The organism is Butyrivibrio sp. MC2013, assembly GCF_000424585.1.
Classification (GTDB): Bacteria; Bacillota; Clostridia; order Lachnospirales; family Lachnospiraceae; genus Butyrivibrio.
This window is the reverse complement of record NZ_AUKE01000011.1, coordinates 1-24449: the sequence shown is the minus strand read 5'-3', so window position 1 is coordinate 24449 and position 24449 is coordinate 1. Positions and strand designations below refer to the sequence as shown.

The 24449-nt window shown below is 42.9% G+C and carries 20 protein-coding genes; 18 read left to right on the top strand and 2 right to left on the bottom strand.

Annotation, left to right across the window (positions count from 1 at the left end; genetic code table 11):
* The first annotated feature begins 84 nt into the window (after positions 1–84).
* The 5 genes from G636_RS0107925 (at position 85) to G636_RS0107905 (ending at position 4514) form a co-directional block, all read left to right on the top strand.
* Positions 85–366 (top strand): hypothetical protein, encoded by a 282-nt coding sequence (locus G636_RS0107925; RefSeq protein WP_026507602.1) that lies wholly within the window; start codon positions 85–87, stop codon positions 364–366.
* 100 nt (positions 367–466) lie between these two features.
* Positions 467–2260: a class I SAM-dependent RNA methyltransferase gene (locus G636_RS0107920; protein WP_026507601.1), complete on the top strand. Its 1794-nt coding sequence runs from the start codon at positions 467–469 to the stop codon at positions 2258–2260.
* 115 nt (positions 2261–2375) lie between these two features.
* The gene (locus G636_RS0107915) at positions 2376–3215 is read left to right on the top strand and encodes an AraC family transcriptional regulator (RefSeq protein ID WP_026507600.1); all 840 of its coding nucleotides are present in this window, start codon (positions 2376–2378) and stop codon (positions 3213–3215) included.
* 20 nt (positions 3216–3235) lie between these two features.
* On the top strand, positions 3236–3916 hold the full coding sequence (locus tag G636_RS0107910) for a dihydrofolate reductase family protein (RefSeq protein ID WP_026507599.1): 681 nt from the start codon (positions 3236–3238) through the stop codon (positions 3914–3916).
* Between the two features lie 10 nt (positions 3917–3926).
* Positions 3927–4514 carry a nitroreductase family protein gene (locus tag G636_RS0107905; protein WP_242826938.1) on the top strand — a complete coding sequence of 196 codons (588 nt, stop codon included), beginning with the start codon at positions 3927–3929 and terminating at the stop codon, positions 4512–4514.
* An 85-nt stretch (positions 4515–4599) separates the two neighbouring features.
* Here the strand turns inward: G636_RS0107905 and G636_RS17830 are convergent, their stop codons facing one another.
* On the bottom strand, positions 4600–5412 hold the full coding sequence (locus tag G636_RS17830; protein WP_035779216.1) for a helix-turn-helix domain-containing protein: 813 nt from the start codon (positions 5410–5412) through the stop codon (positions 4600–4602).
* Positions 5413–5626: 214 nt separating this feature from the next.
* On the opposite strand from G636_RS17830, the gene G636_RS0107895 reads away from it, so the two are divergent.
* The 5 genes from G636_RS0107895 (at position 5627) to G636_RS17820 (ending at position 9693) form a co-directional block, all read left to right on the top strand.
* Positions 5627–5977, top strand: coding sequence for a plasmid mobilization protein (locus G636_RS0107895; protein ID WP_026507597.1), 351 nt, complete (start codon positions 5627–5629; stop codon positions 5975–5977).
* Between the two features lie 166 nt (positions 5978–6143).
* On the top strand, positions 6144–6338 hold the full coding sequence (locus G636_RS20285; protein WP_155832352.1) for a hypothetical protein: 195 nt from the start codon (positions 6144–6146) through the stop codon (positions 6336–6338).
* A gap of 86 nt (positions 6339–6424) precedes the next feature.
* Positions 6425–6787 carry a helix-turn-helix domain-containing protein gene (locus tag G636_RS0107885; RefSeq protein WP_026507596.1) on the top strand — a complete coding sequence of 121 codons (363 nt, stop codon included), beginning with the start codon at positions 6425–6427 and terminating at the stop codon, positions 6785–6787.
* A 105-nt stretch (positions 6788–6892) separates the two neighbouring features.
* Positions 6893–7918 (top strand): ORF6N domain-containing protein, encoded by a 1026-nt coding sequence (locus G636_RS0107880; protein WP_026507595.1) that lies wholly within the window; start codon positions 6893–6895, stop codon positions 7916–7918.
* Between the two features lie 14 nt (positions 7919–7932).
* Positions 7933–9693 (top strand): recombinase family protein, encoded by a 1761-nt coding sequence (locus G636_RS17820; protein ID WP_081668324.1) that lies wholly within the window; start codon positions 7933–7935, stop codon positions 9691–9693.
* Positions 9694–9887: 194 nt separating this feature from the next.
* Here the strand turns inward: G636_RS17820 and G636_RS21270 are convergent, their stop codons facing one another.
* A complete protein-coding gene (locus tag G636_RS21270; protein ID WP_026507594.1) occupies positions 9888–10079 on the bottom strand; it encodes a hypothetical protein in 192 nt (63 codons plus the stop codon).
* A gap of 84 nt (positions 10080–10163) precedes the next feature.
* Here G636_RS21270 and G636_RS0107865 point away from each other — a divergent pair, with 84 nt between their 5' ends.
* The 8 genes from G636_RS0107865 to G636_RS21265 form a co-directional block, all read left to right on the top strand.
* A complete protein-coding gene (locus G636_RS0107865) occupies positions 10164–18659 on the top strand; it encodes an InlB B-repeat-containing protein (RefSeq protein WP_026507593.1) in 8496 nt (2831 codons plus the stop codon).
* A gap of 302 nt (positions 18660–18961) precedes the next feature.
* On the top strand, positions 18962–19858 hold the full coding sequence (locus tag G636_RS0107860; RefSeq protein ID WP_026507592.1) for a Fic family protein: 897 nt from the start codon (positions 18962–18964) through the stop codon (positions 19856–19858).
* A gap of 552 nt (positions 19859–20410) precedes the next feature.
* A complete protein-coding gene (locus tag G636_RS0107855) occupies positions 20411–20965 on the top strand; it encodes a GNAT family N-acetyltransferase (protein WP_026507591.1) in 555 nt (184 codons plus the stop codon).
* Positions 20962–21546: a GNAT family N-acetyltransferase gene (locus G636_RS0107850; RefSeq protein ID WP_026507590.1), complete on the top strand. Its 585-nt coding sequence runs from the start codon at positions 20962–20964 to the stop codon at positions 21544–21546. Before G636_RS0107855 ends, G636_RS0107850 begins: the two co-directional genes overlap by 4 nt.
* A gap of 160 nt (positions 21547–21706) precedes the next feature.
* Complete coding sequence (locus G636_RS17815) at positions 21707–22183, top strand: GNAT family N-acetyltransferase (protein ID WP_051226730.1); 477 nt, start codon at positions 21707–21709, stop codon at positions 22181–22183.
* 2 nt (positions 22184–22185) lie between these two features.
* A complete protein-coding gene (locus G636_RS0107835) occupies positions 22186–23103 on the top strand; it encodes a GNAT family N-acetyltransferase (RefSeq protein WP_026507589.1) in 918 nt (305 codons plus the stop codon).
* A gap of 105 nt (positions 23104–23208) precedes the next feature.
* Positions 23209–24015: a hypothetical protein gene (locus G636_RS19505; RefSeq protein ID WP_051226728.1), complete on the top strand. Its 807-nt coding sequence runs from the start codon at positions 23209–23211 to the stop codon at positions 24013–24015.
* 267 nt (positions 24016–24282) lie between these two features.
* Positions 24283–24449: DUF6431 domain-containing protein (locus tag G636_RS21265; protein WP_442855990.1), on the top strand; the 167-nt coding region annotated here is incomplete at its 3' end.

Below are 24449 nucleotides of genomic sequence, written 5' to 3'. Positions count from 1 at the left end.
AAATGATATTTAAGAAGGCAAACTGGATAAGACGCCGGCGTTTTATATCAGCGATTGTCAGATACTACAGTGAAAGGGGTTCTTATGGAGATGAAATCAAAGCTGGATGAAGTATTAGAACTTGGTAAGCTCAACGAACTACTGAACAAAAAACCTGAAAAGGAAGACAAGGGTTTAAAGGCTGTGCTGTGGGTACTGGCTATCATCGGTGCTATCTCAGCCGTTGCCTGCATCGCATTCATGGTATATCGTTATCTTACACCTGTGTATGATGATGATTTTGATGATGATTGGGATGATGATTACGATTTTGATGATGACGATGACAGGATCGTTCGTAAGTCTTCCAAGGAAGACAAAGAATGATCGTCATATGACTTAGTCGAGTCAAAAGAGATATTAATGGCGGGAGCTGTATGCCCTGGGGCGTGCGACTTCCGCCTTTTATGTATAGGAGAGTGTAGTTGTGAAGAAGAAACAGATAATAGAAGGAACAGTTGATAAGCGTCTTTTTCCTAATAAAGGAATTGTAAAAGATATTAGCATAGACGGCGAGGGCTGCCCCGGTGCCAGGGTGACAGTCAAAAATACATTGCCCGGCCAGAAGGTAAGGGCTGTTGTCACCAAAGCCAGAGGAGACAGAGCAGAAGGAAGACTGCTGGAAGTCATAGAGAAAGCTCCGGGAGAGGAGAAGAGCCCCTGCCCATATTATGGCATATGCGGGAGCTGTCATTATCTGACTTTGTCCTATGATGCTGAGCAGGAGCTCAAAGAGGCGCAGGTCAGAGATCTGCTCAGGGATGTCTTTAAGAGACAGGGTGATGATGTCATTTGGGATGGTATCAAGAAGAGCCCCGAGAGATTTGAGTATAGAAATAAAATGGAATTCTCTTTTGGAGATGAGTACAAGGATGGGCCTCTGGCACTGGGCATGCATAAGAGAGGCAGCATGCACGATATTGTATCTGTACCTGAGTGCTGCATAGTTGATGAGGACTACAGGACTATCCTGGAGGCGACCCTTGATTATTTTGCCCCTATGTATATGCCTATGTCTGAAGTCGTGGCATCTGGTGACAGCAAAGAGCGCATTACTTTCTATCATACCATGCAGCAGAAAGGATACCTGAGACACCTGCTGGTGAGAAAAGCCAGACGGACTGGTCAGATATTGGTGGACCTTATCACCACATCTCAGGAAGAGCATGATCTTACGCCCTTCAAAGATATGCTGTTAAAGCTTGAGCTTAAAGGAAGCATCAGCGGTATCCTTCATACGACTAATGATTCATTGTCTGATGCCGTAATAGATCAGGGTACTGAAGTGCTGTATGGTAGTCAGTTCTTTGAAGAAGAACTCATGGGACTTAAATTTACTATAAGTCCTTTCTCTTTCTTCCAGACTAATTCCTTGAGTGCGGAGATCATATATGATACGGTAAGGGATTACATCAGGATAGGTATGCAAAATGAAAAGGAAGGCGCATCCTTAACAGATAACGGCCAGACAGATGAGGCAACTGATGCTGCGATAAATTTAAAGGCACATATCCTCTATGATCTATACTGCGGCACCGGCACTATCAGTCAGCTCATGTCACCTGTCGCTGACAAGGTCATAGGCGTAGAGATTGTAGAAGAGGCTGTGGAAGCAGCAAAGGTCAATGCCAAACGCAACAAGATTGATAACTGCGAGTTTATAGCTGGAGATGTACTAAAAGTGCTGGACGAAATAGAAGAGAAACCGGATGTGATCATCCTGGATCCGCCCAGGGATGGTATACATCCCAAGGCACTAAAGAAGATCCTCTCCTACGGTGTAAAACACATGGTCTATGTATCCTGCAAGCCTACCAGTCTGGCCAGAGACCTGGATATCTTCCTGGATGCAGGCTACAAGGTGGACAGAGCCTGTGCTGTCAATCAGTTCCCCGGAACAGTACATGTTGAGACGGTATGTTTATTGTCCAAACTTCATGAAGCAAAGCATCATGTCAATGTTAAGCTTGATATGGATGAACTGGAACTTACAAGTGCTGAGGCGAAGGCTACGTATAAAGAAATTGAAGAATGGGTTCAGGAACACTACGGATTTCATGTAACGAATCTGAATATTGCTCAGGTGAAACAGAAGCATGGGATTATAGAGCGTGAAAACTATAATAAGCCAAAATCTGAGAATAGCAGACAGCCGGGATGTCCGGAAGAAAAGGTAAAGGCTATAGAAGATGCTATGAGGCATTTTCAGATGATTAAGTAAAAGATAAGATATTGATTTGATGAAAAAGATACCGGTCAAAGAAAGCACAAAATGTCGGGATTTATTTTCATGGAATGATATACTTGCATTACAGTGAGCGAAGGGAGTGAAAAAGATGCAAGGAAAGATTGAAGGAATTCAGGAATCAATCGATTTCATTGAAAAGAATCTGACGAGGGAATTGGATATTGAAGATATTGCAAGTATTGCTGTTCTTTCACCATCCTATTATCAGCGCATATTTGGCGCTTTGTGCGGAATGACTGTCGGTGAATATATTCGTGCACGAAGGATGACTTTAGCTGCGCAGGATCTTAGCAGAGAAGATGTGAAAGTAATCGATATAGCTAACAGATATTGTTATGATTCACCGGATAGTTTTGCAAAGACTTTCCAAAAATTTCATGGAATTACTCCATCTCAGGCACGGGAAGCAGGTGCATCTCTAAAATCTTTTGCCCCACTCCATATCAAGATTACGATGGAAGGTGGAACTATGTTAGATTATCGAATTGTTGAGAAGAGCTCTTTTACTATTTTTGGCATTAGAAGACGTTTCAATTCTGATACAAGTTATCAGGATATACCAAAGTTCTGGGATGAATATAAAGAAATGGGAGCGAATTGTCCAGTTAAAGGAACATTTGGAATTTGCGTTGATGTTGGTGGAAAAGATTCAGACTATTGGATTGCTGATTTATATGAACCTGGGAATGACATTCCTGAAGAATGCGAAACTTATCAGATTCCTGAAAGTATTTGGGCGCAATTTGTTTGCAAAGGACAATCAACGAACGATTTGCAGAATCTTAATACAAGAATTTGGTCTGAATGGTTACCATCTTTAAAAGGATATGAGCTGGCAGGGAAATATAATATTGAAGTATATGGTTCATCTACTGATAACCCCAAAGATAAGGAAACCTATATCTGGATTCCGTTAAGAAAAATTTAAGAGAAAGGGGAATTAGTAGAATGAACAGACCAATTACAACATTATTTATGCTGATGTCAGTTGATGGCAAAATTAGCACTGGGGCATCGGATGAACTGGATGTAGACCAGAATTTTCCTGGAATAGATGGACTAAAAGAAGGGCTTCATCAATACTATGAGATAGAACAGACAACTGATTTATGGTCGCTAAACACAGGAAGGGTTCAAGCAAAGCTTGGTGTTAATGATAAACCGATGCCATCAAAAACACCAGTATCCTTTGTTCTTATTGATAACTCACATTTGACAGAACATGGAATAAAGTATTTTTGTGAGCTGTCTAAGCAATTCGTTTTGATAACCACTAATAAGAATCATCCGGCATTTAAGGTTGAGGCTGAAAATCTGGGAATTATTTTTCAAGAGGAATTCATACTTGAAAAGGCTCTTGAAGAATTGAAGAATCAATATGGCTGTGAAAGAATTACTATTCAAAGTGGTGGAACCATGAATGGGATTTTTTTACGAAATAAGTTGTTTGATTATGTTGATATCGTTGTTGCACCAGTTCTTGTGGGAGGAAAGGATATCTCAACATTGATTGATGGGGAATCAATAACGTCGGTTGATGAGTTAAATAAGCTCGGTGTTATGAAACTTATAGATTGTGAAAAACTGGAAGACTCATATATAAGGCTAAAATACAAAATAACTAGATGATGGAGGCATGATGGATAGTATTATTGAAAGGCGAAGCATTAGAAAATATAAGGCACAGGAAATATCTAAAGAACAGATAACAAAACTCATTGAAGCTGCAATCAAAGCACCTTCGGCAAAGAATAGGCAGCCATGGAAATATCTTATATACTCTGATAAAGCAAAAAAGCAACTTTTGGATGTAATGGAGCATGGACTTGATGAAGAATCCGAAGCACATGCTTTACTTCCCAAGTCGGCTGGAGGACTTGCAGATGCGTATAACACGTTGAGGATTATGCGAGAAGCACCAGTTTTGATAATTGTTATAAATACAAACGGTAAATCTCCATTCGAAGATATAGAACCAGATGAAAGGATAGCAGAAATATGTGACACCTTGTCATTAGGAGCATCTATTGAAAACATGTTATTGAAAGCAACAGAGATTGGACTTGGAACATTATGGATTGCAAATACATGTTTTGCCTATAATGATTTAATTGAATACATAGGCGAAGAAGGACAGTTAGTGGGAGCTGTTTCTGTTGGTTATGCTGATGAAAAGCCATGTGAACGACCAAGGCATGATATTTCAGATGTTATGGTATGGCGATAAAAACCTGATTGTAGAATGAGTTCTACACATGTCTTTTCCATTACTTTTTATAATAATACAATCCTAGATAATCTCTTGGATTGTATTATTTTTTCTTTTTACCACGTCCATTTCCTTTTACAGGTTTACAAAGATCTGAATATCTCTGAAGGATATCGGTAAAGGTTTTAAACTCATAGGGATCCATCTTGGTAAAGTTTATTTTGAAAAGTTTGCTGTACATTATCATCTGAGCTTGCGTTGCATTATCGGCAGTCTTTAGCTCTTCAAATGAGTCGAGTATATCGTCAACAGGAGTAGTTACATCACCGGTCTCTGAATCTTTAACATGTGAATCTCTTAAATCTTTTGCGATTTTTACGATATCATTTCCAAGAAGGTTGTTAAAGTAATTATCTTCTGAAATAGAAGCTGTCTCTAAAGTTTTCATGTAGTGATCTTCATCAGAGACACCCTTGGTTTGGAGACGGACTCTTGTCTGCTCAATCAGTTTGTTGATGTTTCTAAATTGCATTCCGGCAAGATTATCAACATAGATTTCCATGTCTGTGAGAAAATTGGTGAACTCAGGATGCTTTATCATTTCGCAAATTAGGCGAGCATTCAGCTTGCCGCTTTTTAATATCTCTACAGTTTCATCATCTAATCCTAAGTCATCAACTGGGAATCTGTGTTGCTCGCGGTTCTCGGTTAGTCTTAACAAATAATCAGATGTTACTCCATAAAAATTTGCAAGGGTGACAATAGCCTTGTGTGTAATTTCTTTGTAATCATCAGTTTCATAATTTCCCAGAGATGCTCTGGAGATTCCGGTCTGTTCTGCCAGTTCTTGCAGTGACAGACCTTTTTCTATTCGTAAGTCTTTTAACTTTTCCTGGATTGATAACTTGCACTTCAATGTTCTATTTCCCCCAATACGCTTCTTATTTTCCTTTCATATGTCAATCATAGCAGAAAGTACATTTGCTATAAAAGGTGAATTCCATAATCGTGGAAATTTTTTTATTAAGAATATTTTTCCTACCTCTTGGATATACGGAGTTTGGTTTCTAAATCTTGGATAATTAGCTCATGAACAAAGACTACAAATCACGAGAGGAGGTGAAAAGCAAATGTTGTTAAATCAGGGATACGTTCCATGTGACAAACAAATTCATATCAAGATTCCGGAAGATCAATTACAGATGATTCATGACAGGATGAACCAGATAGGAGTCAAAAACATGAGCGCCTATATCAGAAAGATGGCAGTCGATGGGTATTACATTCACATTGATTTCAGCGAGTTATTAGAAATCATCAAGCTCATGAAAATTGACAGTAACAATATCAACCAGATTGCAAAAGTTGCCAATTCATGTGGCACTGTAGATAGCAAAACTATTTCTGATATGAAGGAGAATCATGAACGAGTTTTGAAGAAGGTAGAAAAGACTTTCAACAAATATTTGGACATTTATTGATTTTGTTTTCAGCCTGCTTTGCAGGCGTAGCTTGCCGATGAAAATCGGCAATCAGGGGGATTGGGGTATACTCCCCAACAAGCAAAATCGCATCAGGTGTACACCGATGCACTGCTTGCCAATTTGTGAAAGGCATAAAAATGATGTAAGAGGAGGTGGGGCTTCTGTGAAGAATAAGGTGGTAATCAAAGACAGAGATGAATGGAGTTCACTGGCAAACTTTATCGGAAATATGATAGCGAAGTATGCCGATGAGATTGATTTTGACTCATTACCGGATCCGGATGTTTATCTTCAAAAAAGATATATATACGAATCTTACAAAGCGTACATGAGATACCATCACCCAAAAACGAAATAATGGATTGAAGATCAGGATAAGATGTGATACCATGAATTCACTGATGTGAATATTATATAAGTGAATTTTAAAGTGAGGTATCACTCATGATAATTAGCGAAAGAATTATAAAAGTTTTGAAAGAACGGAACATGACACAGGCGGAGTTTGCAAAGCAAGTTGGGATCTCGACCAGTACCATAAGTGAATGGAAGAAGAGAAAGACAAACCCAACCGTGGACAAAATAATGGATATATGTAATGTCTTGCAGATTACTCCTGAGCAGCTTCTAACAGGAAAAGGAATTGAGGACGAGGAAGAAATTGCAGAGACCAGACCTGAGAGCAAGTTTACCCCTGGGGATGTTCAGATGATTGAGGATTATCATAACCTTAAGGAGGAACAGCAGAAGAGACTTATGGCTTATATGGAGGCTCTGAAGAAGATAGAGAGCTTAGAGGACATGTGAATTTTTTTAGGTTGCAATTTACGACTTTCGACGGACGTATCTTGAAGTAACATTTTGTGATTTCAAGATACTAACAATCATTGGTAGTAAAGGAAGATAGTGTTTATGGGAGATACAACAGAATTACTCACGGTTGAGTCTATTAGAAACTGTGTATATACGATTCGCGGACAGCAGGTGATGCTGGATTATGATTTGGCTTCAATATATGGATATGAGGTTAAAAGATTAAATGAGCAGGTTAAACGAAATATAAACAGATTCCCAGAGGATTTTATGTTTCAATTAACAATGGATGAAGTTGATTTGGTGAAGTCGCATTTTGCGACTTCATCCCAAGAGAACTTGAAGTCGCAAAATGCGACTTCAAGTTGGGGCGGTAAAAGAAAACTTCCGTATGCTTTTACTGAGCAGGGAATATATATGCTTGCTACTGTTCTTAGAGGAGAATTAGCAGAGCAACAGAGTATTTTCATTATGCGTGCTTTTAAGGAAATGCGTCATTACATCCGACAGAATCAGCAGTTCGTTACCCAGTCTGAAATGAGCATGGTCACTGCTAAAGTTTCGGAGCTTTCAGTGCAAATGGCAGGAGCAATTGATCATCAGAAGAAAACGGATAAGGCAATTGAAGATATTCAGAAGAGCATTGATACCTTGAATGAGAATTTTGTTTCAGATAAGGATTTTAAGAATTTTATAATCTATAAAGGTCAGAAGTTTGAAGCGGATGCAGCATACATAGATATCTATCAGCAGGCAGTAAAATCAATTTATGTTGTTGATGATTATATGAATACGAAGTCTTTACAGTTATTATCGCAGAAAAATCCAGGGGTTGAGGTTATTCTTTTTACAGAAAATGGACACGGCAAGCGAGGCTTTCTTACAACTTCAGTGGTTAATGATTTTCTAAACCAATATCCACCGCTTCGAATTAAGCCAAATCCTGATTGTCATGATAGGCTTATTGTACTCGATTATGGATTATCAACAGAGCAAGCATACCATTGTGGAGCATCCAGTAAGGATGCAGGACGAAAACTCTGTGCTATTAACAAGGTGGAATCGGTACAAATGATTCGTCCGGTTGTTGATGCTTTGTTAAAACTTCCAGATAAAAGTATTTAAAGGAGATGATATTATTGGGGAAAGAAAAAGCAAAAGTATATCTATATACCCGTGTTTCCACATCAATGCAGATAGATGGATATTCCTTGGATGCACAGAGGTCAAGGATGAAAGCATTCTGTGCGTTTAATGAATATGAGGTAGTCGGTGAATATGAAGATGCAGGTAAGTCTGGGAAATCTATTGAGGGGCGTGTTGCTTTTAACAACATGATGGAAGATATTAAATCAGGAAAAGATGATGTCTCTTTTGTTCTTGTATTTAAGCTTTCCAGATTTGGCAGAAATGCGGCTGATGTTCTCAATTCACTTCAGATTATGCAGGATTTTGGCGTGAATTTGATCTGTGTAGAGGATGGAATTGATTCATCAAAAGAAGCAGGAAGGCTTATGATTTCTGTACTGTCGGCAGTCGCTGAGATTGAGCGTGAAAACATACGTGTACAGACTATGGAAGGCCGTATGCAAAAGGCTAGAGAAGGTAAGTGGAATGGCGGCTTTGCTCCTTATGGATATGCCTTGGTTGATGGAAAGCTTGAAATAAATGAAGAGGAAGCTGTAGCTATCAGAACAATCTTTGACCAATATGTAAATACAGATATGGGGTCAAACGGAATCGCAAAATATTTGGAAAACCATGGGATTCATAAGATTGCACGGCAAAATGGAAAGAATCCGCTTTTTGATGCTTCGCTTATCCGACGTATTATACAGAATCCTGTTTATTGCGGAAAGATTGCTTATGGCAGGAGAAGAACAGAAAAGGTTCATGGAACAAGAAATGATTATCGTCAGGTTTATAAGGATGATTACCTGCTTGTAGATGGGCTTCATGAGGCTTTAGTATCAGAAGAAGTATGGGAGCAGGCACAGATAAAAGTAGCAGCTCAGGCTAAAAAATATGAAAAAGTAAATTCTTCTAAAGGTGAGAAAACTCATCTTTTATCAGGTATATTAAGGTGCCCTGTCTGTGGTGCAGGCATGTATGGGAATAAAAGTATTAAGCATAGAGAAGATGGCACGAAGTACAGTGATTATTTTTACTATGGCTGTAAGCACCGCAATCTGACCAGAGGGCATAAATGTGATTATAGAAAACAGGTATCTGAAATAAAGCTCGATGGAGCTGTAGTTGAAGTCCTGCGAAAACTTGTGAGTAATAAGAAGTTTGCCGGGATGATGCGTGAAAAAATCAATATGGAAGTTGATACAACAGCGCTTGATCAGGAAATATCTGCTCAGGAAAAGACGCTACGCCAGAGTTACTTGAACAAAGATGCCATACTTTCAGATTTGGACAACTTGGATTATGAAGATAAGCATTACAAGAGAAGGAAAGCAGATTTAGAGGACCGCCTTAGTAAGACTTATGATAAAATCGAAGAGACAGAAAACGCTTTAGTAGAAGCTAAAGCTAAGAAAAGATCGATACTTGCTGAAAAGGTTTGTGGAGATAATATCTACAAAGCGCTAATCTTTTTCGATAAAATGTATGAGCCGATGAATGAGGCGGAACGCAGAGAGTTCCTGACACAGTTCATTGAAAAGGTTGAGATTTACGAAGAAGAGCAAGCAAACGGACAGTGGCTTAAGTCCATTGAATTCAAACTTCCAATCATTTCAAAAGATATGAAGATTAGTTTGGACAATGGTTCGCAAATCGAGACTGTGTGCCTCTTGAGCAACCGAAAACCTGACTCATATGTGCACTTGAATCTGAAGATGGAAGACTACTACAGAATCAAGGATGCAGAGAAGGAACAGGGCAAGAAATAACCATCATAATATCATACGGAACCAACAGTAAGAGCTACTGATGCGAAAAAGCATTGGTGGCTCTTTTCTTTTTCTCCGGAGCAGGAAAGGCGGTGGTGCGTATGAGAGTGATCTGAATATGGCGGGTAAACAGAGTGCTAAATCGAAAAATCAAAGGTAAGCGCTTTTTGTTGCCCCGTAGTTACGGGGCTAATTCAGCCGGGATCGTTGGCAATGTCGCGAAGAAGATCAGCATATTTGACGGCAAAGTCATCTATACGAGGGATACCCATCAGGAAGGCTACCTGAGCACCCAGGAGGGGCGGAACCTCCCGGTGGTCCACTGCATTGAGGGAAGCGAGGGATGGGATATATGAACTTCCATATAATGCTTCCCTGATCTGCATGAGTTATGAAATCCGGAACAAATGACGATATACATATTGACACGCCTTTTATCATGAATGGAAATCCAAAACAGGAGGGAACCTATGAAAAGACTCAAAAAGACAGCGCCTCGATTGATTACCGGAGCATTTCTTGTTTTGGGAATGCTGCTACTGGGTGGAACAAAAGTTCAAGCAGAGACGCAGAATCCCCCGGTAACATACCTTGAATATGATAATAAAGGCGTGGCAACGGAGAAGACGATCACAGACTATCAGGAGATAACGGAAAACACCATTGAGATCACGAACGGATGGTGGGTGGTTTCGCAGAGTGTCAGCACGCTTAATCGCATTAAGGTGACCGGGAACAATGTAAACCTGATCATCAAGGATGGTGAGTATTTGCTTGCCCGTACAGGAATAAACCTCGATGAGGAAGAGATTCTCTCTGTTTACGGACAGACTGAAGGCACCGGAGAGCTTGAGGCAGGAATGAATCTGGCGGAGGATGTTGCAGGTATTGGCGGAAATAACGGGCGTGCCGGCGGAAGACTGAATGTACACGGAGTTAAGTTAACAGCCAGGGGCGGAAGACAGGCAGCAGGAATAGGAGGCGGCAACAGAGGATCTCTGCGCGGCTTTTATTGCTATGCCGGCGAGGTTACAGCATATGGTCGAAACAACAGCTCTGGCTATGGCGGTGCCGGGATCGGTACCGGTGCTGGAGGACACGGAGGAACGATCAGAATCTATGGCGGAGTGGTGAAAGCCTACGGAAGCCATGGCGCTGCAGCTCTTGGTAACGGTACAGGCGGATGGTACGGCTCGGTCTCAATCTATGGAGGCGACGTATATGCAAGCGGCGGGTATCAGGGGCCCGGTATCGGAGGCGGCTACGGCGGCTTCAGATCATTGAGTTCTTTCTATATGACAGGCGGAACGGTTTATGCCAAAGGTGGTGGCGGAGCAGCTGCGATTGGCGGAGCACCGGGTTGTAGCGGAATCGATTTCGTTACTATCGAGGGCGGAGTGCTTAAGGCCGAGGGAGGACCGGATGCACCTGCAGCATTTGGCCATGGTGAGGAAGAATTCCTGAATGACAATACGGATGATAGTATCTTCGAGTATACCGATACAATAGCGGTCCAGACCGGCCCGTCTTTTGAAGATATGACCTTTATCAGTCAGCAGACCGATGCTGCCAGGAATGCAGCATTATTAAGCAACCGTTACGTTCAGGTGGTTCCCTGCGAGCATGAGGATAAGACGTACACTAAAGGTGATGCTGAGAATCATAATTGGAGCTGTGACAGATGTCATGCATGTGGCACCGGAAGACATTGGGCTGAAACGGAAGATAAGTGTATCTGCGGGGAGAATCTCTCCGATATCTGGCGCTTTGACGAAAATGGACGTTATCTTATCTATACGGAAGATCACTGGAACATGTTCTGTGATATGTGCCGGAGGATCAATACCGACGAAAAGAGCTTCCTGCTTATGAATGACATTTTCGTCACCAGATTCTTCGGTGACAATATCTCCGGGAACTTTGACAGCTGGGGTTATTACCTGTTTCGCGGCAGATTTGACGGTGGCGGACATACCCTGAATGTATATTACGATACACCCGGTATAGAGGGGTATCTTGCTCCTTTTCTCTATACCGATCATGCAGAGATCCGGAATCTCCATGTGACCGGCAGGATCATTCATGGTTCCGGTGGCGGTTACTGCTCAGGACTGGTCGCGCGTGATCACAATATGTTCACGATGTTCAACAATGTTCGCGTAAGCACGGATATTTACTTTGACGGAAATGACGACAGCTGCGGCGGTTTCGTCGGATACAGCAATACGACATATAAATGGGAAAGCCCTTTTACAGGCTGTGTTTTCGACGGAAGTATCTATTGTGATTCCGGAAAAAAGATTGCCGGATTCGTCGGCGGAGGTTCCGGAGAACAGCAGAGGTTTGAAGATTGTCTCTTTGCGCCTTATGATGTGCTGGATGACAATCCGGATTCCAGACCATTTAACAGCAAATCAATCCCCGGGGGGTTCAAAGGCTGCTGTTATTATACAGAGTCTCCCGGCGACGGATGTGAGGGAGGTCCTGTCAAAGCATACCGTATCTTTTATGATCCGGAGAAGATCGGTTTTGCGGGTGTTCCCGATGTTACATATGCAACCAGCATGTTTAAGCGTTATGGAAACGTGGTGGAATGTAACGGTACGGGCTATGCTCCGGAAGGAACTGTTGTTACGTTGGGATCTGATATCCCGGGATACGAATTCCTGGTGAACGGCTCATCTGCGGGTGTGACTGATAACGGGAACGGTACCTGGTCATTTACCATGCCCGGAGAAAGTGTGTGGATCGGTGTCCGCCCGGCTCCGGGGAAAGATGAAGTCAGCTATATTGATGAATACGGTCTGGAATATACGACGGAAGCCATAGCACTTGACGGCTCGGAAACGGAACTCTTTGACGGCTGGTATTATACGACAGGTGACATTACCTATGATCATCCGGTATTTCTTGCCGGTGACATTCATTTGATCCTTTCCGATGGGACCACTATTAGCTTTACACAATCATACAGTTTCACAATACCCAATAAGTGTTCCCGTATCTCGATAGATTACGCGTCTCTGAATCCGGACAGTTTTGCCTTCAATACATATTGGCAAAACGGGAAGACCGGCGCTCTGAATATGTACGGACATATGTGTGCGGAGATTGTAAATCTACATGGCGGCAGGATCACGATGGATACTCTGACTGCCGGCAGATTTAACTCGCTCGGAGGAATCATCCAGATCGCCAACTGTGTTGCCAAAGATGAATTCAACGTCCTGGGCGGACAGTTCAGGATTACTTACCAACTGAATATTTTCATGGACGGATATGCTGTTGTCGGTTATACGAACAGTGACGATTTCTTCCGTTGTTACGATATGTTTTTCCCCGAGAACAGTGATGATGTTATTAAGACCAGATTGAAGATAAGGGACGGTCAGGGGCTTTGCACCAAAAGATTAAATTCCGGCTATTGGCCTCCAAATGGTTATTGGGGAGAGCAGTCACTGGGACTCCATAATAATCGGGGAGGCATAAGCGGCCCTGCGCATTATCCACATAATGCAAAAACAATCACTTATGAGCAGCCTGAACATGGCCGGATCTACGGCGTTCGTGCCAATTCAGTCTCCGGTACTGTGGAGCTGAATGCTGTTCCTGATGAGCACTATGTACTCGATCACTTTATAGTCAGGGATAACGGGGGTAACGAGTTGCCCGTTACAGCCGGGAAGTTTACGATGCCAAACAGCGATGTTACCGTTACGGCTGTATTTAAGGGCGTTGACTACAATATCACATATGACGTTACAGGCCCCGGCAGTCTGACAGGCCCCGACTCGGCTTGCAAGGATGACATCGTTTCCCTTAATTCGACCATCAATCCGGGATGCAGGCTTGATTCCATCACCATTACGGATTCGGAAGGGAATGAACTGGAACATTCCGGCTTGACGTTTACAATGCCCGGCTGTGATGTTACTGTGACAGCGGTCTTCAAGATGAATAATTACTATGTCACTTACCACGGAGATGATCACGGAACTGTCCGTGGCATGACCAGGGCCGGAGCCGGTGATGTGATCAGTATAGAGATACTGCCGGATCCGGGCTATGAACTTGACACGCTTTCTGTCAAGAGACTGAATTCCTATGAAATGGTAGTTACGCCTGACTATACCTTTGTCATGCCGGAAAATGATGTTACTGTATATGCCCATTTCCAGAAGAGTGATTATACGATCACCTGCAGTGAACCCGAAAACGGAACGGTGGAATTAAGTGCTTATACTGCGCAGTACGGTGATCCGGTAAATATCTCTGCGACGGCGAATGAGGGCTACAAGGTTGACCAGTACCAGGTCAATGATGAAAACGGCAACACCATAACAGTGGAAAATGGCTCCTTCTCAATGCCTGCGGGCAATGTTACCGTTACCGTGATCTTTTCTGAGGGGAACTTATACTCACGTGTTGAACCGTATATTGACGAAAACGGAGCCTATATCCTCGGAACAGTGGAACATTTTGAAGAGGATGGGAAATATTATGCCGTTAACGAAGACGGTACAAAAGGAGACGAGCTTGATTCGCTGGAGCTTTCGTACTTCGATTTCAGATACGACGATGCCGGATATACTAATGGGGAAGCGGATACCTACCGAATCCTTTACTATACCGGTCCTACCGATGAGCTTACGGAACTTGTATTTCCAAAAACGTATAACGGGAAAAAGGTCGTTGCGTTAGGGGACGCTCACGTGGAGATGTTTGAAACGTCTCAAAATACACCTTTTAGTATCGTTTTAAATGAGAATATCATTAAAATTCGCGATTGCGCTTTTCAACATTTACCTGTCAGCAGATTGACCGGTAATACATCCAGATTGCAAACTATAGGAATCAACGCTTTTACTACAAGTGCTGGCAATGATACCATTGAGATGGATCTGGATTATGAGGGAACAGTTGATAATAGAAGTTCATCAAGTTTGAAATACATTTTCAATCTTAAACATGCGACGAGCACCGATGTATTTAATGCACATTCCAAGACCTACAACTTCACCGATGAGCACACTTATGGTGAAGAACCTGAATGGGAATGGGCAGATGATTACAGCAGTGCGACTGCAACTTTTACCTGTACGAACAGCCGCTGTAATCATAAAGAGACCAAAGATGCCGTGATCATATACGGTGAGGACGACGATGTGCGCGCTTATATTGCCTATGTCGAGTTCGGGGAAGAGTCATTTATTGACGACCATATAATCAATCGTAATAAGTATACGGTCAATTGGGTTGTCGGCGGCGAGACTGTTGAGACGGATGAGAATGTAACAGAGGGAAAGATTCCCTCCTATAACGGAGCAAGACCCGCAGATCTTTCTGACGAGGTAGGACACAGATTCTTCGCCGGATGGAGTGACGGGGAAAACACATATACGGAAGCGGAACTGCCTCCACTGACCGAAGATGTGACCTACACGGCAGTCTATACAGCGAAGGAAGCACACGAATTTGTCGAATTGCAGTGGTACTGGAGTGATGATCTGAGCGATGCGGCTTTAGCTCTGGTATGTGATTCCGGAGGAGAGATCGAGACGGTTGAAGCAGAGGTGAGCAGTGAAATCACGACCGTACCGAACTGTACCACGGAGGGAGTAAGGACATACACTGCAACGGCAGTATTTGAAGGACAGACTTATACTGATACCCGCACGGAAGCCTTACCGGCCAATGATGCGCATGCGCTGAACCATCATCTCAAAACAGATCAGACAAATGAGGATAACGGCAATATCGAATACTGGGAATGCATCCGCTGCGAAAAACTGTTCTCTGATGAAGCGTGTGAACATGAGATCACGGCGGAAGAGACTGTAATTCCCAGAAACCGCAAGATTTCCTTTGTTTCACAAACCGGCGGCAGTGAGTTTGCGGCTGATTATGTGGAGACCGGGGAGGAATATGAACTTCCGGACTGCGATCATGCGGCTCCTAATGTTTATCTGAGATTTAAGAAGTGGTCCGTTCGGATCGGCGAAGCGGAGGCAGTAACGAAGGCTGCGGGAGATCCGATCACGGTTACGGATGATACCGTTGTAATACCGGTTTGGGGATCACGGATCGAACCAATGCCGGAATACAAGAACGGCCTTGTTTATACCGGACAACTGCAGGATCTTATTATTCCGGGATCTGTCGTGGATTCTGCGGCCACGCTGGAATATGCTTTTGTGAAGCTCGAGGAGGAAGAACCGGAGTCCGAGGATGAAGTGTTAGAGATCACTCTTCCCGAAAATGCGGAATTCTCCGAAAGCGTTCCCGCCGCAAAGGACGGCGGATACTATGCCGTATGGTTTAAACTCGCAGGTCAAAATGCAGATACGGCGATCCTTGTAGGCAAAGCTGCCACCGGCATTGCTCCCAAGCCGTATTCAGTGCGTATCGATGACAAACGAAAACTTGTCAACACTGAGGATCCGGAGTTTACCGTTACCTATACCGGACTGGCTGATGGGGAGACAACTCCCGGATTTGAGATTGCACAAACTGACTTTACAAGGCAGGCGGGCGAAACTGTAGGAGAGTATGAGATTTCGATCAGTGATGAGGACAGGCTTTCCAATGCAAATTATACATGTGAGTCCGTAACTAAAGGTACGCTGAGCATCCTGGAAGAACTGATCTATACCATATCTTATAATCCCGGTGACGGCACAGGTACCATGGACGACGATCATGTGACGGCATCGCTCAGCGGCGAGGCGACGATCTTGCTTCCGGATTGCGGATTTACGGCTCCGAAAGGACAGTATTTTACAGCATGGCAGATCGGGGATCAGACTTATGAGCCCGGTGTGGAGGTCACGGTCACGGGCGATACGGAGGTAACGGCGGTCTATGCAGATAAGTACTTCCGGGTTGAGGGAATAGAAGAATCCTATGGGTTCACCGGGGCGCAGATCAAACCGGAACCGGAGGTTTATTTCGGAAATGACCTGCTCAGGAAGGGAACGGATTATACGGTTACTTACAAGGCTAACAAGAATGCGGGTACTGCCACTGTTATAGTGACCGGTATGGGAAGCTTCCAAAACAAGATCACCCAGACATTCGAAATCCTGCCACGCGATATCAATGAGGGCGAATTTGCCGTGTCTGATGTTTACGTGAAGTATAACAGGAAGGCCCAGACTCCCAAGGCTGTACTTAAGAAAAACGGTAAAGCCCTGAAACTGAATACGGACTATACTCTGTCCTGGACAAATGAAAATGGCGAGAAGAACAAGGGCATCAAGGCTCCGGGTACATATGTTGTAACAGTTAAGGGTACCGGGAACTATACCGGAGAGAGGGAGATCGAGTATACCATAGCAGCTTCCGACGAGATTCTTATGAGCAGTGTGTCTGTCAGCAGGATCAAGGACCAGACGTACACCGGTGCGGAGATCAGACCCGAATTTACGGTATCACTGAAGAATAAACCTGTTGCGGCAGAGGATTATGAGGTGATCTGGGACGAGGATCTTGTTTCCATCGGGACAAAGAAGATCACGCTTGTGGGCAAGGGAAGCTATATCGGAACGAAGACCGTTACGTTCAAGATCACTGGCATCAATGTAGCCAAGGCCACGGTAACTATACCTTCCAAATATACCTATGACGGTACGGAAATCAAGCCCGGCGGAGAGGTTGATGACGATGACCCTGCAGACATGACCGTTACTTACAAGGCGAGCAAAAAGGCAGCACCGACCATCCTTGTCAAGAACACGGATTATACGATCTCATACAGCAAAAACAAAAATGCCGGTACCGCAACAGTAACTGTCAAAGGCATTGGAAAATGTTACGGAACCGCGAAGAAGACATTTAAGATCGTTAAGAGAGACTTAAGCAAAGCTGTTATCAATGATGCCGATGAGGGATCAGGTGCTTCGAACTTCTATATTGAGTATGATGAAGAGGCTGCTTATTCCAAAAACGGTGCAAAACCCGCGGTTAAGGTCTATTACAGAACCAAAGATAATGAGCTTGAGAAGGGTAAAGACTATAAGGTTTCATATAAGAACAACAAGTCACTGTATATTGCGGGTGATCCCAAATACGAAAGGGCTAAGAAACCTTCTATCGTGATCACAGGACTTGGGAACTTTAAGCTGAGTCTTGCAGCCGTCAACTTCGATATTACACCCGCGGATATCGGTAATGTATCAATAACAGCCGGGGATGTCATTGTTAAAAACAAGGCAAAAGCCGCCATGGTAACACCTGTACTTAAGGACGGCGGCAAGAAGCTTAAAGCCGGTACAGACTATGACAAGACACTAGTATATGAGTATGTGAATGCAGCCTGGGTTACCCGGGTCGTAGACGGTGTAAGAACCGAAGTGAAAGTACAGGCCGATGATCAGGTCGACAAGACCGATATCGTTCGGGACGGCACCTGTATAAGAGTGACCGCAAACGGTATTAATTCGTACTTCGGTTCCGTATCGGTTGAATACAGGGTTATCGCCAGGGGTAAGGATATATCCAAGTCAAGCATCAAGATAGCTGATCAGATGTTTATCAACGAGGCGGTGATACTGTCTCCTGCAGACATTAAGATAGTCCTTAACGGGGTAACTCTGGGTACGGACGATTATGAGATCGTCTCATACTCAAAGAATAATCGTGTAGGAACCGCAAAGGCAGTTTTCCACGGCCTCGGTGAATACGGCGGTACCAAAACGGCTACGTTTAAGATAGTTAAGAGCAGGATGGCATATACTATTGTATTTAATGCCAATGGCGGAACCGGCAAAATGGCTAACCAGTATGTGACCGGCTCCGTTGGAAAACTTTCGGCCAACACATTCAAAAGATCGGGCTATACATTCGATTTCTGGAGTACAAATCCTAATGGTACCGGAGACAGATACACCGATAAGCAGGTTGTAAGTTCTTTGCTCCAAAAAGGGAAAAAACTTGTACTGTATGCGAATTGGAGGGAAAACCAGTAAACCTGATGGCGGGGCAGCTGATGGCTGCCCCGTCAGACTGTAGACAAAGTTGAGATTTTTATCATCTTGATGCTTTGGAATCTCAGACAGGCAGGTAATTAATCTGCTGACGCTTATTACAATCAAGTCTGCACCTAATAATAAGTATAGATACCCATGCTAGCACAGGTTTTGTTGGTATGGGTATATTCTGGTTATCAATCGGCAAAATAAAACAACAATAACTGAGTTAAAAAACCAACAATAAATTGCCGATTGTGATATAATAATGTTACTGAAAAAGTTCTTGAAAGGGCTTAAACATGGGATATATTGATGTTTTAACTGCGGCAAAAAAGTGGAAGGTATCAGAACGAAGTGTCAGGAATTATTGCCAGTCAGGACGAGTTCCCGGTGCTGTAATAGATAAGGGAGTATGGATGATACCTGATGATGCCGAGAAACCTGAGCGAAAGACTCGTAAAGGCAAGATTCCAACAGATATATTACCACGTCTGAAGATGGAAAAAGAAGCAGGGATTCCTGGTGGAATATATCATAAGGTTCAGATTGAACTTACATACAACTCGAATCACATCGAAGGAAGTAGGCTTACCCACGATCAGACAAGATATATCTTTGAAACAAATACTATAGGAGTAGAAGAAGATACTGTGAACGTGGATGATATTGTTGAGACGGTTAATCACTTTAGATGCATAGATCTTGTTATTGAACAGGCTGGATATGCACTTAGTGAAGCTTTTATAAAACAGCTTCATCTTGTCCTTAAATCCGGAACATCTGATAGCCGTAAGACTTGGTTTGCTGTTGGTGATTATAAGAGATTGGAAAATGAAGTAGGTGGAATGGCTACAGCGCATCCAGCTGATGTTGCTAGTGAAATAAAAAAACTCCTAAAGTCGTATAACAGTACCAAGGAAAAGACGCTGGAAGAGATAATTGATTTTCATTGTAGATTCGAGAGGATACATCCATTTCAGGATGGCAACGGACGTGTTGGCAGACTTATCATGTTTAAGGAATGTCTAAGAAATGGTATAACTCCATTTATAATAGAAGATGATATTAAGGAGTATTATTATAGAGGGCTAAAGGAGTGGAACCATGAAAAAGGCTATCTTACTGATACGGTTCTAACTTGTCAGGACAGATTTAAGGCTTACATGGATTATTTTGGAATCAAGTACTACGATTAGTTTGTATTGATTCGGCGCAGATGAGCGCTACGGATTTTCGAATTGTCTATGACGCCTGTGCCAGAGTCTGCTTTGAAAAAGGGTTGACCCACTGGGGAAGTTATTGCGAGAGTGCGCCAGTCACGTCGGAGTCAGTTTTTACTCGAAATAAAACCAACGAACCTGGAGATACGGAATTAAGCGCTTTTATGTCGGCATCTTTCCTGGCCTGACTGGATGACGCTTATGGCTTTGAAGAGGTCAGTCTCTTTTGCTTTGAACAGAAAAGCTTTGAGGAGGCCTTCGGAACAGACTTTCAGAGCGCATTTGACGCATGGCATGCCTGGATCGAACAAACATATCCCGTCGAATAAGATGCTGTTGTAACGATGGAGCGGCATCTACAGCTTGTTGTCCTGTTTCCTCGCACGCGTTCCGTGGAGGTCGCAACGCTACTTGAGCGGGTAAGGAATGCAAAGGAACATGTACAGATCGGTATAGATGCAGAAGACTATTACAGGATCAAAGATGCACAAAAGGAATCCCGGTAAGGGCAAGAATAAGGGAAATGAAATGGAAATAAAAACAAAACGTTTGATACTCAGATCGATTCGTATAGGTGATGAAAAAGAGGTACATGAATATGCCGGTGATAAAGATATTACAATGATGTTTTGGCTGCCAAAAGACACATTTGAAGAAACCGCTGATTTTGTCAAAAAGAATGCAGAGGAATGGAATTCGAAGGAACAGACAAATTATGAATTTGTGATTCTATTGGACGGAAAGATCATCGGGGGCTGTGATTGTGATCTTGGACATAGTGAAGACAGATCTTACGCTACTCTCGGATGGATCATTAATAAGAAATACAGAAAGAAAGGATATGCTTCAGAGGCTGCCGCCGCGGTCCTTGGATTTGCTTTTGAAAATCTGGAAATAGATAAGGTGTATGCACAGTGTGACATCAATAATGCGGCCTCATTTGCAGTGATGCGCAAGATCGGAATGAAGTGTATCGATGATAAAGGCATCCGTACATACCCGCGAACGGGGGAAATATCAGGAGAGTATACTTGTTTGATTACTCGTGATGAATGGAAGAAAGGACAGAAAAGTGATAGATGAGTAACGATATTAAGATAGTTGCTTTACCGAAGGACAAGTGGAAAGGCACCACCATTCCGATTGTTACCAGGAGCGATAGTTTCTATGATATTGAAATAGCCCCTCTTGACAGGGAGGGATGTACGGTTAAGATCATGCGGAAACCCTCCGAACAGCAAATAATACATACACCTGAGGAATATGATTTTCCGGATTCTCTGTATCAGGATCATTGGGAAAAAGCAGAAGGCTACGGAGTTGTAAGCGATGCAGGTGAGCTGCTGGCCTGTATCGAGGTTTGTCCCGAGGAGTGGTCCAACAGACTGATGGTAACAGAACTGTGGGTGTGTGATGAACTGCAGGGAAAGGGGCTCGGCAAAAGACTTATGGATAAGGCAAAAGAAATTGCCGTAAAACAGAATCGTCGAGCTATCATTCTGGAAACTCAGTCATGCAATACAAATGCCATCGGGTTTTACCTTCATCAGGGATTTGAATTGATCGGATTTGACACATGCTGTTATACAAATAATGACATAGGACGGAGGGAGGTCCGGATCAATTTTGGTTTCTTTTTTCACAGGGAGAGCAGAAGGAAATGAGGATCAAGATAAAACGACTTATGGATACTTATGCATGCTATGAGAAGATAGGCTATGTTCTGTGTGGCAAGCTGTGCACGATTGGTTAATGTATCTCAGCGACCTGTTCATAATATTATCTTGAATACTACAGGATAAAAGATTCGGAGAAGGGATCGGCATGAATTATTTACGAGAAGTCGTAAATGAGAATTTGGATTCATTGCTTGAACTGTATCTGTTTTTACATGAAGACAGTATTCCGGAGCATGATAAGCACTTAGAGGAAACATGGGAACAGATTCTTGAAGATCCCAATCATCATCTGATCGTGAATGAAATTGATGGTCAGATTGTATCCTCCTGTGTATGCGTGATCATACCGAATCTTACAAGAAGCGTAAGACCGTATGCTTTTATTGAGAATGTAGTAACGCATGCTGATCACAGAGGAAAAGGTTACGCAGGAGAGTGTCTGGCTTACGCAAAGCAGATCGCGAAGCAGGAGAATTGCTATAAAATGATGCTCCTTACCGGATCAAAGAAGCCGGAGACTCTGCATTTCTATGAAAAGGCAGGATATAACAGCAGTGATAAGACAGCTTTCGTACAGTGGATAGAGCAGCAACAGGAAAAGACCGATGAAGGATGGAAATAATAATGAAGGATCTTAAAACAAAGCAGTTTCAAATATTAACAGACATAAATCTGGCATGGAAACTCATGACAGATGTTTACGATCACGAGGAGACCAACGGGCAAGCTGCTCCGTTTTTCGAGTATGCGATCATAAGCTCCTGGCTTGATAAGGATTACCTCAGATTAAACCGGTTCTGGATGGACGGAAGTCTTCCGGTGGCTTTTGTATTCTATGAACAGCCTGTAACATCAACCTATTTTGTGTTAAGACCGGGATATGAATTTCTTGCGGCGGAGATGATCGAATATGCCGAGACGGCATATCCGAAGTTTGAGGAGACTCGGGAACTGATCTTCTCGAGCGGCCAGACGGCTCTTATTGAAGAAGCAAAAAAGCGCGGTTACCGCGTGGAGTACGAAGAGACTGACAGAATATTTGATCTTCGGGAGGGAAAATTGGATTACAAACTGCCGGAAGGATATCATTTTGTGGATGCGAAGAATTCTGACCCTTTAAAAAGCGCCAAGTGCCTTTGGGATGGATTCAACAGCGAAGAGTTCGGTGAATTCAAAGACTGGGATATTCCGACGAAAAACGGAGGCTTAAGCCCGCACGAACTGTATCAGAATGTTCTTTGTGCAACAATATCACCCTCGCCCCATGCAACATATGACTACACGGTCATCATTGCCGATGAGAACGAAGAATATGTATGTTTCTCAGGCATGTGGTGGGTTCCGGAAAACCGTCTGGCATATATGGAACCTCTGTGCACGGTTCCTTCTCATCAGCACAAAGGACTTGCGGCAGCGGCATTGTCACGGCACGATGAGGTGATGCGTGAACTCGGCGCCGAAATCCTGACAGGCGGGGGCAATGAGTTTTACAAAAAGATCGGATATCAAAAAGTGCATATCAGGCTTCACATGAAAAAATGAGCTGCAATATTAACAAAACAGGAAATAGATTTATTTGATCAAGATGCAGAGTATGTGGGCAACTATGACAGATTGATGAATGAAAACAAGTAGAGGAAGCATTGCATGTTAATTAATCTGACGAAAGATAAAATGGAAGAATCGTTCCTGCAATATTTGGTAGAAATAATTAAGCACCCAGAAGTAAAAAGTGCTGCAGTGAGGGATATTGTCATTACTCGAAAGACGCTGGACACAGCCGGCAAACAGGCATTTGAGGCAGGATTTCATGACATTTACAGTGATATCGATCTGTCAGTGAAAGTGCATCTTCCACAAAATGGGTTCGTTACGCCTGAGGACTATATGAAAAGAATAGATCGATTTGGGGTATCAAAAGATACAGCTCTCGGCTGGATGTTTATCCCGATCAACAAAATGTACAGGATCATTTTTAAAAGCGGAATGCGGTATGATTTCGGATTCGAGTTTGAATATGAGGAAGGGAATCCCGTTGTTTTAGAGCCTTATACACCGGAAGAGGAGAACGAAAACTGGCCTTTAGACAATATCAATCGCTTCTGGTTTATTCAGATTCAGGCGCTGGGCAAATTGTACCGTAAAGATCATCTGATCAGCAGTCATCTGGCAAATATGAACCTGAATGACACACTGGTAATGCAGATGGTAATGAGAGATCTTAGGTACGGAACAAGTTATCATAGATACGGATATTCAGAGGAATTAGAGTATGTAAAGGAACTAGAAAAGAATCCTTATAAGCATAATGACATGACCTTCAACATGATTGCTGATCGTCTGTATGCCGCCGCTCTGGCTTATGACAGACTGGCGAAGTATTTTTATCCTGAATATCATGGCAGAAGCGAGGAGTTTTTTGCCATTTGGGATTGGTATGAATCCTACCGATAATATGATGAAACGTTCAAAAGGCTGTATTTAAGGACTTATGTGTAATGAAGATATATTTGGTTCGGCACGGACAGACAGATTGGTGTTAGCACCCTCTCTGAATGACTTTTAGTTGATACCTTTGATTGTCGCTGGATTGATTGATATACTGTCAATCAGTCTGTAGAAAGGAAGATTCCGAAAGGAGGTCCCCTAGCAAGCGACAATCCCTTCGGAATCCATGGTTTAAAACCATGGTAAGCGTATCAAAATATACAAAAACTTTCAATGAGAAATTGGGTGTTTTTTATTGAAAGTGAAGAAGAATGTATCTGTCCGGAATGTAAGAGTGGTCTGAAATACAGGGATAAGGTCCTAAGAATCCAGCGTTATCGTGATTCTGAACCTAAGTGGTTCGCAATAAACAGGTTGAAGTGTACCAATGAGAGCTGTGG